This window comes from Pseudoalteromonas sp. OFAV1, assembly GCF_021532595.1.
Taxonomy (GTDB): domain Bacteria; phylum Pseudomonadota; class Gammaproteobacteria; order Enterobacterales; family Alteromonadaceae; genus Pseudoalteromonas; species Pseudoalteromonas lipolytica_C.
In genome coordinates this window covers 1-12,126 of sequence record NZ_JAKGBG010000022.1, presented here as the reverse complement: position 1 = coordinate 12,126, position 12,126 = coordinate 1, and the positions used below count along the sequence as shown (strand labels likewise).

Genomic DNA, 12,126 nt, shown 5'->3' with positions numbered 1-12,126 from the left:
TCGATTTTGTATTGAAATACAGAAGCCAGAATGTGGCTATACAACCTCAATATTTTTATAAGGTGTGGGTTAATATTGAGTTTATAAAAATTTAAAGAGTGTTAAATGTGAAGGTTAGTGTGGGAAAGTTAAAATGGAGCGTAGTCAATTATGAATTATAGAACAATTGAAAATATGAATGATTTAATTCAAAAAAACATTAAGAATTTTCATGACTTCGATTTAATAGTTGGCATACCTCGGAGTGGAATGCTACCAGCGTCAATAATATCTTTAAAGGTCAATGCTAGTTTATGCTCTTTAGATGAGTATATAAGTAATAGTGCACTTAAATCAGGAATAACCGGTAGGCATAAATCAAAATTTGAAACTGCACATGATGTTAAAAAAGTGTTGGTGGTTGATGATTCTATTCAGTCAGGGAGATCCATGCAGGATGCTAAGTCAAAAATTCCACTAGAATTAAGAAAGAATTGTAAATTTTGTGTGATATTTGGTACGAAAATAGCGCCAGAAGGGCTTGTTGATTTCTCATTGGAAAGAGTTGAAAGGCCAAGAGTATTTGAGTGGAATATTTTTCATCATTCAATTTTATCTAGTTCATGTGTAGATATAGATGGAGTTTTATGTGACGACATTGATAGAAGTGATGATGATGATGGCGTAGAGTATATAAAAAAACTTGCTGAGGTTAACGCATATATTAAACCAACAAAAGAAATTGACACTTTAGTTACTAATAGGTTGGAGAAGTATAGAAAAGAAACAGAGCAATGGCTTGATGCTAACTCTATTAAATATAAATGCCTTATTATGAATCCTGCTAAGACAGCTGAAGAAAGGAGAGCTCTAAATAATTATTCGAAGCACAAAGCTAAGGTTTATATTGAATCAAATAATTTGTTATTTATCGAAAGTAGTAAAAGGCAGTCTATTGAAATTGCAAATATATCAGGAAAGCCAGTTATATGTACTGATGATAATAGCATAAATTACCCAGGGGTTTTGAATTCTATATCAAGAAAAAGTGGTCTTATATATATTTTAAAAAAAGCACTTTTTAGAAATCAATTATTCATGAACCTTTATAGGAAGTGGAAAAATAAGTAATGCCATTATTTTTTGTTTTAATAATTATAAACTTATTATCTCTACTTTATCTTAATGCTGTAGATCCGGGGTTCTTGATATTGGGGACGGAAATCCCCCTTGTTTTTATTATTGATACGACTCTAACTGCGGTTATGTTCTTTTTTATATATCGCACATTAGACAAGTCTTATTTTGAAAGCTATTTCAGCTATTTCTGTTCTGAATTTAAAGGGAAGTATATTGCGATATTTTCTTGGGTTTATTTGGTTTATTATGTTTTTAATGTTGGGCACCTTTATTATATAGAGGGGAATAGAGAGTTAATTATTGAGAGTTACAATCCTACCTACTTGACCTTGTTAATGAGTAAAGTTGTTCTTTTTATAATTTGTTATAAGGTTTTTGAGTCATCTAAAAAGCAATACATGACAATAATACCTTTAGTGCTAGTACTTATTCTTCATGTTTTTCTATTGCAGTCTAGAACTGAGTTGTTACAGTTGATATATTTAGCTATAACCTTTGTAGTTATGTTTAGCCTTAAAGTATCGAAATTTAAACTCATGATAAGCATCTTTTTCTTGTTCTGTATTGGGACTTATATCTCAGTAATACAAGGGCGGGTAGCTGCGTCAGATTCATTTTTATTTACTTTTAACACTTTTTTTCGATATAAAGTATCAGCATTTCAATTAGCAGAATATTCTATCTCATTAGATTATAGTGCTGATAATATACTTACTCCCTTCTTTGGGTTTTTATCTGAGAAAATAATCTCTCCGGTTTTTGGTGTAAACGTTCCAATTGTAACATCAGGTTCAAATTTTTTGTCTGATTTTAAACCTGTTCCGCTATCTGGAGTAGCTAATGTACTTTATCCTCATTGGTCTTGGTTTTATGGAGCATTTGGATTGTTAGGTCTTTTTATAAAAGTGTTTTATTACGCTATATTACTAAAATTAGCTTTGAAGTTTCGCTTGATTAATACATTTCTATCCCTGGTCGTAATAATTATATTTGTACAAAGCTGGCGCCACCCCTTTATAAGTACTAGTGACTTTTATTCATTGGTAGGTATTATTTTATTAGATTGTTACTTAATTAAAAGAATAAGGATATATAGTGAAAATAATAGACTGGCCTAATGAGGGAGATGTTACATCTAATTGGGGAACTGATGAAGTTAAAGTAAGTGTTTGTTGTCTTTCATATAACCATGAGGATTATATTGAAGAGTGTGTTTTTGGCATGGTTAGCCAAAATACTCAATTTGCATTTGAAATTATAATACATGATGACGCCTCGACAGACGGTACTAGAAAAATTCTAGAAGACTTAAAGAATCGATATCCAAAAATAATTAAATTGATTTTACAAGACGAGAATCAATTCAGAAATGAAAAGATTATAGCTCCTAGATTCCTATTCCCCTTAGTTAAAAGCAAATATATAGCTATGTGTGAAGGCGATGATTACTGGACTGATAAGTTTAAGTTACAGTCTCAATTTGATTGTTTAGAAAAAAATAAGCATTTGGGCATGGTTGTTCATAAAGCTGTTGTTTTTGATTGTAATACTCAAAAGAATGTGAAAACTCGCCACTTTGCTGCTCTAAATAATAATGCTGAAACGCTCCCTTTTAAGGATTTCGCGCTTTCATACCTGCAGTTCGCGCCCACTAGCTCATATTTTTTTAGAACAAACCTAGTTCATGGATTGTATAATAAGATAAAAGGTTATTATGCAGGTGATTTATTTATTGAAATAATAACTGGTGTTAATGGTTTTGCTTTTATTAATAAAGAAATGAGTGTTTATAGGGTTTTTACTAAAGGTTCCTATTCTTATAATAATCAAGATAAGAAAAATGCTATTGAAGGTAAAATGATAGTTGCTAGTCAGCTTAGAGAGTTCAAAAACCATTTTTCTGACTACTCTGTTTCAAGAGTGATATTGAATAAAGCAATAAAGTACGAAGAGAGTGCACTCTATTTAAAGTTGAAGACAGATAAGGACTATGATTTATCGGTAATGTTTAAAGATGTTACCTTAACTGGGTTTTTGAGATCATTAAAGAGTATTAAGCTTACATGGGTACTGCTTCTTTGGTTATCTTCATTATGTATAAAAAAATTAAATTTTTCTAAAAAGCAATGAATACTACCTTATCTATTATTATTCCACATTTTAATTCTGTGGATTTGTTATCAAGACTTTTAAGCTCTATTCCTAATGATAGAGGTTACCAAATTATTGTTGTTGATGATAACAGTGCTGATTTTGAAATGGTTAAAGAGATTGTTTCTAATTATGATTCCGCTGAATTATATATTAATAGCTCGAATAATAAGGGCGCTGGAGCTGCAAGGAATATAGGGCTGAAAAAAGCTAAAGGTGATTACATATTATTCGCTGATGCCGATGACCTATTTGTTGATGGTGCCTTTGAAATAGTTGAGCAGTATTTTAAGTCAACTTTTGATATTGTGTTTTTTTCCCCTACTTCTGAAAATTTAAATACCGGTTTGGTAGGGGGGAGACATCTAAGGTATTCAAAACTTATTGATGAATATGTTGACAATGATAATGAGATAATAAGGTATAAATTTATAGTACCTTGGAGTAAACTTTATAGCCGATTTTTTCTTGAAAAACACAAAATAGCATTTGATGAGGTAATTGCATCTAATGATTTGTTTTTTTCCATTAAATCAGGCTGCTACGCTAATGCTATTAAAGTTACTAACTCTACAATTTACTCTGTTTCAGAGTCCTCATCTTCGATGACAAAGAATAAAAGTTTAGATAATTTTAATGTGCGCTTTAATACGGTATTAAAATGTAATAACTTTTTGAAATCACAGCCAGGTAACAGTTATCAGATCTCTTTTAAGATATTTTTAATTCGGAGCTTAAAATTTGGACCTCTTAAGTTTTTTAGTGTGTTACTAACTGTAATTAAAGAAAAGCTTTCTTTGGTTTTGGGATGAATATTCATAGGTATTCTATTAATGTTAAATAAAAGGTTAGTTTTTATCATTGGCCCGGCTCGTTCAGGCACTCATCTTGTTGCTTCGACGATTTCCAATGCTTTACCATCAGCTAAATATTTGGCTGAGATTAATGAATTCTGGAGTCAATATACTATCCAGAATCAAGATAAAGTGAATTTTGAAAATTATAATAAAGAAATGCTAGAAACTATTAGGAATGATTTTCTGAAATTAAGTGAGGGGGCTGATACAGTTATTGAAAAAACAGCTGCAAACTCCCTTCGAATTCAGTTTTTGAAATTATTATTTCCAGATGCTAAGTATATTTTTATAAAACGCAATTGTTTTCAAGTCATAGCATCAGTTTTAAAAAAGCAAAAGGGTAATATAAATAAAGTTACTAATAGTGGTAATGTTACTTTCTCATCTAGATTAGAGCTACTTATAGAGAGGGTTAGAAGTAAGGTATCAAAAGTAGAAAAGAGCCCTTCGAAAATGTGGAGGCTAATTTGTGACAATTTTGCCAATATATTAAATATCTTGAATCTGAAAAATGATACGCATTGGGGTCCAAAGTTTTGTTCTAAGTCATCTAGAGCTAAAGTAAAACACCCTGAGCTATATGCTTTTTTACAGTGGGCTGCTTGCACTTCTGAGATTGAAAATGTTAACAATGAAGATCGCAATAATTTATTTTTGGATTTTGAGGAAATAATTGAAAATCCAACAGAATTTTCTCAAAAAATTAATCATTTTTTAGGTTGTACAGATGTCAGCTTTAATATTGATTCAAGAGCAAACTTAATTGTCAATAAAAATGATTTTGAGTTTTATGATTTAATACAAAGCTTAAGCTCTATTCAGAAGGAGGGAGAATGAGTTTAGTCAGTATTATAACGCCTTCATACAAGTCAAAAAAATTCATAAAAGAAACACTATTATCAATACAGAACCAGACTTTTACTGATTTTGAAGTGCTAATTGTTGATGATGCTTCTCCTGATGACAGTGCTGATTATATTGAGGCTAATCTACCAGATGATCGTTTTCGATTAATTCGCCTTGAAAACAACCTTGGCGCTGCCGAAGCGAGGAATGAAGCCTTAAAGATTGCAAACGGTAGATATATCGCTTTTTTAGACTCTGATGACTTATGGAAAACTGAAAAGCTTGAAAGACAAATTCAGTTTATGGAAAGAAAAAATATTGCTTTTTCTTTTTCTGCCTATGAGGTCATAGATGAAAATGGCATTATAGTAAAAGATAAAATACCTGTTCCAGATAAAATAACTAAGTCGCAATATCTTGGAAATACTATAATAGGTTGCCTAACAGTTATATTAGATCGTACTAAGTTCAAACAGGATATTATAATGCCTAACTTACGTAGTAGTCATGATATGGCTCTATGGGTTAATTTGTTGGACGAGATAAAAGTAGCTCATGGATATAAAGATATTTTGGCTAGTTATAGACTTGTAGGAACATCTAACACTGCCAATAAAACTAAAGCAGCCAAGGAGGTTTGGCAAGTGTATCGAAACTACCTTCAGTATAACTGTTTTAAATCTTCGTATTACTTCATCAAGTATGCATTCAACGCTGTATTAAAGAGAATTTAAATGAATAAGACGAATAAAATTCTTAAAAGGTTATTTGATGTTGCACTCTCATTTTTTGGGTTGCTTCTATTTTGGCCTATTATTTTTATCGCATGGTGTGTTGCATCACTGGAAACTAAGTCTAATGGGTTTTTTATCCAAGTAAGGGTAGGTTTAAATGGTAACCTTTTTCATGTAATAAAAATTAAAACCATGAAGAAGGTACAAGGTGTTAGTACAAGTGTCACATCAAAAAATGATTGTAGAATTACTAAAAGTGGTTCTTTTTTTAGAAATACTAAAATAGATGAGCTACCACAGTTATGGAATGTTCTTATTGGTGACATGAGCTTTGTTGGCCCTAGACCAGATGTACCTGGCTATGCGGATCAGTTGCTCGGTGATGACAGAATTGTGCTGTCTATACGCCCAGGCATAACTGGTCCTGCTTCAATAAAATATAAGAATGAAGAAGAGCTTTTAGCTAACCAAAATGATCCGGAAGATTATAATAGGAAAGTTATATGGCCGGATAAAGTAAATGTTAATAAAGCTTACATTGAAAATTATTCATTCTTTAATGACATAAAATATATTTGGCAAACAATTGTAGGTTAATATGTTAAATACACCATTTTCACCATGGCCTAGCTTCTCACAAGAAGAAGCTGATGCAGTAAGCCGTGTTGTTTTATCAAATAAAGTTAATTACTGGACCGGCACTGAGTGTCGTGAATTCGAAAAAGAGTTTGCTGAATGGGCAGATAGTAAATATGCCGTTGCATTAGGTAATGGTACCTTAGCTCTAGATATTGCTTTGAAAGCATTAAATGTAGGTGACGGTGACGAAGTTATTACAACTCCACGTACATTTTTAGCTTCGGCTAGTAGCATTGTTACCGCCGGTGCAAATCCTGTTTTTGCTGATGTAGACTTAAACAGCCAAGCTATTACTGCAGAGTCTATTAAGGCTGTACTCACACCAAAAACTAAAGCTGTTATTGTTGTGCACTTGGCTGGTATGCCTGCTGAAATGGATGACATAATGGCCTTAAGTAAACAGTATGGCTTTTATGTGATTGAAGATTGTGCGCAAGCGCATGGAGCGAAGTATAACGGTAAATCAGTTGGGAGTATTGGTCATATTGGTGCTTGGAGCTTTTGCCAAGATAAAATCATGACTACGGGTGGCGAAGGAGGTATGGTTACTACGAACTCTAGAGCACTTTGGAGTAAAATGTGGAGCTATAAAGATCATGGTAAAAGCTTTGATGCAATATATAACCGTGAGCACCCACCAGGCTTTAGGTGGCTTCACGAAAGTTTTGGCACTAACTGGCGTATGACTGAAATGCAGGCTGTTATTGGTCGTATTCAGTTAACTCGTATGAGCGATTGGACTGCGAAACGACAAGAATATGCTGCAAAGCTTGATAATGCAGCAAGTGAGTTTAATTGCATTCGTTTAGTTGAAGTTCCCGATAATATAGAACATGCTGAATATAAACATTATATGTTTATTAAAACTGAGCATTTAGCAAAAGGATGGGATCGTGACCGTATAGTACACGAAATCATGGAGCGCGGCGTACCTTGTTTTCAAGGCAGTTGCTCTGAGGTTTATTTAGAAAAGGCTTTCGATAATACCCCATGGCGCCCTGAAAAACGCTTACCTAACGCAGTTGAATTAGGTGAAACTTCCCTTATGTTTTTAGTTCATCCTACTTTAACAGAATCTGAGATAGCTAAAACAACCCGAGTAATTCAAAATGTTTTACTCTTAGCCTCTAGTTAACTTTCAATTTAGTTTGCTAAGAGTGAATGGATAAACTTTTAAACAAGAAAATTTATATGAATCAAAAATTAACTCACCTCAAAGCTTTAGAAGCCGAGGCTATACATATTATCAGGGAAGTAGCTGCTGAGTTTGACAACCCTGTTATGCTTTACTCAATAGGTAAAGACTCATCTGTTTTATTGCATTTAGCTCGTAAAGCATTTGCTCCCGGCAAAATCCCGTTTCCTCTACTTCATGTTGATTCTCATTGGAAATTTAAAGAGATGATTGAGTTTAGGGATCGCATTGCCAATGAATATGGTTTTGATCTCATAGTCCACAAAAATATGGAAGGTGTAGAAGCTGGGGTAGGCCCGTTCACACATGGTAGTTCAAAGCACACTGATATAATGAAAACTCAAAGCTTAAAACAAGCTCTAAACAAAGGTAAATATGATGCAGCCTTTGGTGGAGCGCGCCGTGATGAAGAAAAATCGCGTGCTAAAGAACGAGTGTATTCATTCCGTGATAAAAATCACCGCTGGGATCCAAAGAATCAACGACCAGAATTATGGAATATTTATAACTCAAAAGTTGAGCAAGGCGAGAGTATACGTGTTTTTCCTTTAAGTAATTGGACTGAGCTTGATATATGGCAATATATTTACTTAGAGAATATTGAAATTGTCCCTCTTTACTTAGCTAAAGAGCGCCCTGTAGTTGAACGTGATGGTATGTTAATTATGGTTGATGATGAACGCATGCCAATTAAAGATAAAAGCGAAATTCAACATAAAATGGTTCGCTTTAGAACGCTTGGTTGTTACCCGCTTACAGGCGCTGTGGAGTCTGAAGCAACAACACTTCCAGAAATAATACAAGAGATGCTTTTAACTAAAACATCAGAAAGGCAAGGGCGCTTAATAGACCATGACTCGTCAGGCAGCATGGAAAAGAAAAAAATGGAAGGGTATTTTTAATGAGTCACGCATCTACGCTAATTGAATCGAATATTTTAGATTATCTTGATCAACACGAAAATAAAGAGTTGTTACGTTTTATTACTTGTGGTTCAGTTGATGATGGTAAAAGTACTCTAATTGGTCGCTTGTTACATGATTCAAAAATGATTTTTGAGGATCAGCTAGCAGCTATAGAGAAAGACAGTAAAAAAAGTGGTACTACAGGTGAGAAAGTAGATTTAGCATTATTGGTTGATGGATTACAGTCTGAACGCGAGCAAGGCATTACTATTGATGTTGCCTATCGTTATTTTTCGACAGATAAACGTAAATTTATAATTGCAGACACTCCTGGGCATGAGCAATATACAAGAAATATGGCAACAGGCGCTTCGACCGCTGATTTAGCTATAATTTTAATTGATGCTCGATATGGTGTTCAAACACAGACTAAGCGACATAGTTTTATTGTATCGCTGTTAGGAATAAAACACGTTGTTGTAGCAATCAATAAAATGGACCTTGTTGATTTCTCTGAACAAACATACAACGCTATTTGTGAAGATTATAAAAAACTAGCTGAATCTTTAAATATCCCAGATATTCACTTTGCACCAATTTCTGCTCTTAATGGTGACAACGTCGTTAATCAAAGCTCAAATACACCTTGGTATAAAGGTGGAGCATTGATGTCGTTATTAGAAGGTATTTCTATTGAGTCAGCTGAAACTTTAGACGAATTTCGTTTTCCTGTGCAGTATGTGAATCGTCCAAATCTTAATTATCGTGGTTTTGCCGGAACAATTTCTTCGGGTTGTGTTGCTGTGGGGGATGAAATTAAAGTTTTACCATCGGGCAAGCAAAGTAAAGTAAAAAGTATTGATACATTTGAAGGTTCAATTACAGAAGCTTGCGCTCCATTTGCGGTAACAATTACTACAGAAGACGAAATAGATATCAGCCGTGGTGATATGCTTGTTCACTTAAAAAGCTCTGCTAAACTTGCTGACCAAGTATCTGCACATATTGTATGGATGGACGAAAAAGTATTATCGCCTAACAAAGAATACTTAATGAAGTTTGCAACAAAAGAGGTAACGGGGTTCGTTTCATCTATCAGCAATAAAATTGATGTAAATACTCTTGAGAAGGAAAGTGCGGAATCTTTAGAGCTTAATGAAATAGCCCTGTGTGAACTAAAATTAAATAGCCAAGTTACTGTAGACCCATATAGCTTAAATCGTCAAACAGGTTCATTTATTATTATTGACCGTTTAACTAACGGAACTGTTGGTGCTGGTATGGTTGTTAATGCAACAAATAGTTCATGTACTAAACACCTTGAGAAAAAGCAATATACAGAAGCAGAAATCCAGTTAAATAAATATATTCGAACGCATTACCCTGAGTGGAATGCAAAAGAAATTAGCTAGTAAATATAAGTAAAGGGAACTTATGAATATTGAGCAGTACTTAATAGTTGCTATTTTCATAGCAACTATTATTTTTTTAGTTAAGTTTCAAAAGTTTCCTGAACGTGTTTTTGCCGCATCATGTTTGGCGTGCAGTGCGGCTAACTTAGTTTCAACTGAGCAATTACTCACGAATGCTGTTAACCCGGGCTTAGTAACGCTATTGCTTTTAGTTGTATGCGCATTTTCTTTTGAGCGTACCAGTTTTTTGCGAAAACTGGCTAATGTTTTATTGAATGGCTCAGTAGCTAAGTCTTACATTAGAACCTTATTAGCAACAATTGTAGCGTCAGGCTTTTTGAATAATACTGCGGTAGTCGCTACTTTAATTAGTCCAGTAAAAAACAATAAGCTGATTGCTCCGACCAAACTTTTATTACCTCTTTCTTATGCCGCTATATTAGGCGGCACTCTTACACTAATAGGTACTTCAACAAACTTAATAGTTAACTCTATGCTTATTGAGCGAGGCGCTGTGGGTTTTGAGTTTTTTGACTTTTTACCAATTGGATTAGCTGCAGTCGGAGCTTGTGTAGTGATAATGGCATTAACTATTAACCGACTTAAAGGTAAAGTAAGTAAAGTTGAGAGCTCTAGTGATTACTTTGTTGAAGCTAAAGTGAATACGGGCTCACCTTTAATAGGTAAAACAGTAGAGCAGAATGGGCTACGTAGTTTAGAAGCTCTGTTTTTAGTTGAGATAGTACGTGAAAAGCGCTTAATTTCGCCTATAACACCCTCACAAATTATTCAAGAAGGCGATAAGCTAATTTTTTCGGGCGATGTAACTAAGGTATTGGTGTTGCAACAATTTGAAGGTTTGAGCTTATTTGCTGAACAAGATGGCTTGTTGCGTGATAACTTAACCGAAGTCGTCATTAAGCCTGGAGCTGCTGTGGTAGGTAAAACATTAAAGACTGCCAGTTTTCGTGCTCGCTTTGATGCTGCCGTTGTCGCTGTGCGCCGTGAAGGCGAAAAGCTTTCGGGTAAGCTGGGTGATATCACTATTCAAAGTGGTGACTTTTTGATTCTTGCAGTCGGCCCTGACTTTGCCAAACGTACTAACTTAACTAAAAACTTTTTTATACTTAGCGGTGTAAAAGCCGATAACATGCTTAAAGGGATAAAAGAGCGTATTGTTATTTGGGGCTTTGTTGCAACCATTGCAAGCTCTCTGATTTTTGATATTAGCCTATTAAAAAGCTTTATATTTTACCTTGCAGTACTGGTGGGTTGTCGTTGTTTATCGCTAAACGAGATTAAGCGGCGTTTTCCGCTCGAGCTTTGGCTCATTGTAATGAGTGCTTTAACTCTAGCTACAGCCCTAGATAACTCAGGGGTCTCAAGGTTAATAGCCGAGCAAGTCAAAGGCTTGCTTGCTGGGCAAAGTGTTTATATCGCCTTTGTTGGTGTATTTTTACTTACTCTATTATTTACTGAGCTAATAACCAATAACGCTGCAGCAGCGCTGACCTTTCCAATTGCATTTACCATTGCTCAAGGTTTAGGTGTTAGTTATTTACCATTTGTACTCGCGGTTGCATTTGCCGCTAGTGGTAGTTTTATTAGCCCTTACGGTTATCAAACCAACTTAATGGTTTATAATGCCGGCAACTACAAATTAAGCGATTTCATAAAGTTTGGCCTACCGATTTCTATCACTTATAGTGTGGTCGTATTGGCCTTGATACCCATATTTTTTCCATTTTAAAAACGAGCACTATAGAGGTAAGATATCAGAGAAAAGAAGTAAGAAGGAACTGCGATGAATGTTGAAAAGTTAGATATTTGGAAAAGAGCTGTTAAATTAAGTGCAGAAATTTATAAAACCACTTCTGAAGTAAATAACTATGCTTTCAGGAGTCAATTAACACGTTCAGGCACTTTCAGTGCCAAGCAATATTGCTGAGGGTGTTTGTAGAGATAGCTTTAAAGAAAAGAGTCGCTTTATTGATATTGCTAGAGCTTCTTTAGCTGAAGCTAGAACTTAAATTTACATAGGTTTAGAGGTTGGTTATATAGGGCGTGAAGTCGCTTTAAGCTGGATTGCAGAGTCAAAAGAGTTAGCTGCTATGTTGACAAGTTTAAAGAATCGTTTTGACTCTGAAATCTGAAATCTGAAATCTGAAATCTGAAATCTGAAATCTGAAATCTGAAATCTGAAATCTGAAATCTGAAATCTGAAATCTGAAATCTGAAATCTGAAATCTGAAATCTGAAATCTGAAAT

Annotated in this window: 13 protein-coding genes; all 13 read left to right on the top strand. The window is 34.3% G+C overall.

The window, feature by feature from the left end:
- Window positions 1-150: 150 nt before the first annotated feature.
- The 13 genes from L1267_RS13180 to L1267_RS23815 all read left to right on the top strand — a co-directional run bounded on the left by L1267_RS13180 (window position 151) and on the right by L1267_RS23815 (window position 11,888).
- Window positions 151-1,110: a phosphoribosyltransferase family protein gene (locus L1267_RS13180; protein ID WP_135923372.1), complete on the top strand. Its 960-nt coding sequence runs from the start codon at window positions 151-153 to the stop codon at window positions 1,108-1,110.
- Window positions 1,111-1,190: 80 nt separating this feature from the next.
- Entirely contained in the window at window positions 1,191-2,237 is a 1,047-nt protein-coding gene (locus tag L1267_RS13175) for an O-antigen polymerase (protein ID WP_235383140.1), read from the top strand.
- The gene (locus tag L1267_RS13170) at window positions 2,215-3,249 is read left to right on the top strand and encodes a glycosyltransferase family 2 protein (protein WP_168246711.1); all 1,035 of its coding nucleotides are present in this window, start codon (window positions 2,215-2,217) and stop codon (window positions 3,247-3,249) included. Before L1267_RS13175 ends, L1267_RS13170 begins: the two co-directional genes overlap by 23 nt.
- Window positions 3,246-4,082 carry a glycosyltransferase family 2 protein gene (locus L1267_RS13165; protein WP_135923375.1) on the top strand — a complete coding sequence of 279 codons (837 nt, stop codon included), beginning with the start codon at window positions 3,246-3,248 and terminating at the stop codon, window positions 4,080-4,082. The genes L1267_RS13170 and L1267_RS13165 overlap by 4 nt, the downstream gene beginning before the upstream one ends.
- A gap of 21 nt (window positions 4,083-4,103) precedes the next feature.
- Window positions 4,104-4,964 carry a sulfotransferase gene (locus tag L1267_RS13160; RefSeq protein ID WP_135923376.1) on the top strand — a complete coding sequence of 287 codons (861 nt, stop codon included), beginning with the start codon at window positions 4,104-4,106 and terminating at the stop codon, window positions 4,962-4,964.
- Window positions 4,961-5,707, top strand: coding sequence for a glycosyltransferase family 2 protein (locus L1267_RS13155; RefSeq protein ID WP_235383139.1), 747 nt, complete (start codon window positions 4,961-4,963; stop codon window positions 5,705-5,707). Before L1267_RS13160 ends, L1267_RS13155 begins: the two co-directional genes overlap by 4 nt.
- Complete coding sequence (locus L1267_RS13150; protein ID WP_135923378.1) at window positions 5,708-6,304, top strand: sugar transferase; 597 nt, start codon at window positions 5,708-5,710, stop codon at window positions 6,302-6,304.
- Between the two features lies 1 nt (window position 6,305).
- Window positions 6,306-7,481, top strand: a complete 1,176-nt coding sequence (locus L1267_RS13145) for a DegT/DnrJ/EryC1/StrS family aminotransferase (protein ID WP_235383138.1) — start codon at window positions 6,306-6,308, stop codon at window positions 7,479-7,481.
- Window positions 7,482-7,537: 56 nt separating this feature from the next.
- Entirely contained in the window at window positions 7,538-8,443 is a 906-nt protein-coding gene (cysD, locus tag L1267_RS13140) for a sulfate adenylyltransferase subunit CysD (RefSeq protein ID WP_135923380.1), read from the top strand.
- Window positions 8,443-9,858: a sulfate adenylyltransferase subunit CysN gene (gene cysN, locus L1267_RS13135; protein WP_235383137.1), complete on the top strand. Its 1,416-nt coding sequence runs from the start codon at window positions 8,443-8,445 to the stop codon at window positions 9,856-9,858. Before cysD ends, cysN begins: the two co-directional genes overlap by 1 nt.
- Before the next feature lie 22 nt (window positions 9,859-9,880).
- Window positions 9,881-11,608 carry an SLC13 family permease gene (locus L1267_RS13130; protein ID WP_135923382.1) on the top strand — a complete coding sequence of 576 codons (1,728 nt, stop codon included), beginning with the start codon at window positions 9,881-9,883 and terminating at the stop codon, window positions 11,606-11,608.
- A gap of 54 nt (window positions 11,609-11,662) precedes the next feature.
- Window positions 11,663-11,806, top strand: coding sequence for a hypothetical protein (locus L1267_RS23820; RefSeq protein ID WP_442960564.1), 144 nt, complete (start codon window positions 11,663-11,665; stop codon window positions 11,804-11,806).
- Entirely contained in the window at window positions 11,787-11,888 is a 102-nt protein-coding gene (locus L1267_RS23815) for a four helix bundle protein (protein WP_442960563.1), read from the top strand. The genes L1267_RS23820 and L1267_RS23815 overlap by 20 nt, the downstream gene beginning before the upstream one ends.
- Window positions 11,889-12,126 lie beyond the last annotated feature (238 nt).

Bases quoted from the DNA above. Each gene is read 5' to 3' on its own strand.
- L1267_RS13180 (WP_135923372.1), top strand. From the start codon at position 151: ATGAATTATAGAACAATTGAAAATATGAATGATTTAATTCAAAAAAAC.
- cysD (WP_135923380.1), top strand. From the start codon at position 7,538: ATGAATCAAAAATTAACTCACCTCAAAGCTTTAGAAGCCGAGGCTATA.
- L1267_RS13160 (WP_135923376.1), top strand. From the start codon at position 4,104: ATGTTAAATAAAAGGTTAGTTTTTATCATTGGCCCGGCTCGTTCAGGC.
- L1267_RS13145 (WP_235383138.1), top strand. From the start codon at position 6,306: ATGTTAAATACACCATTTTCACCATGGCCTAGCTTCTCACAAGAAGAA.
- L1267_RS13150 (WP_135923378.1), top strand. From the start codon at position 5,708: ATGAATAAGACGAATAAAATTCTTAAAAGGTTATTTGATGTTGCACTC.
- L1267_RS13155 (WP_235383139.1), top strand. From the start codon at position 4,961: ATGAGTTTAGTCAGTATTATAACGCCTTCATACAAGTCAAAAAAATTC.
- cysN (WP_235383137.1), top strand. From the start codon at position 8,443: ATGAGTCACGCATCTACGCTAATTGAATCGAATATTTTAGATTATCTT.
- L1267_RS13130 (WP_135923382.1), top strand. From the start codon at position 9,881: ATGAATATTGAGCAGTACTTAATAGTTGCTATTTTCATAGCAACTATT.
- L1267_RS23820 (WP_442960564.1), top strand. From the start codon at position 11,663: ATGAATGTTGAAAAGTTAGATATTTGGAAAAGAGCTGTTAAATTAAGT.
- L1267_RS13165 (WP_135923375.1), top strand. From the start codon at position 3,246: ATGAATACTACCTTATCTATTATTATTCCACATTTTAATTCTGTGGAT.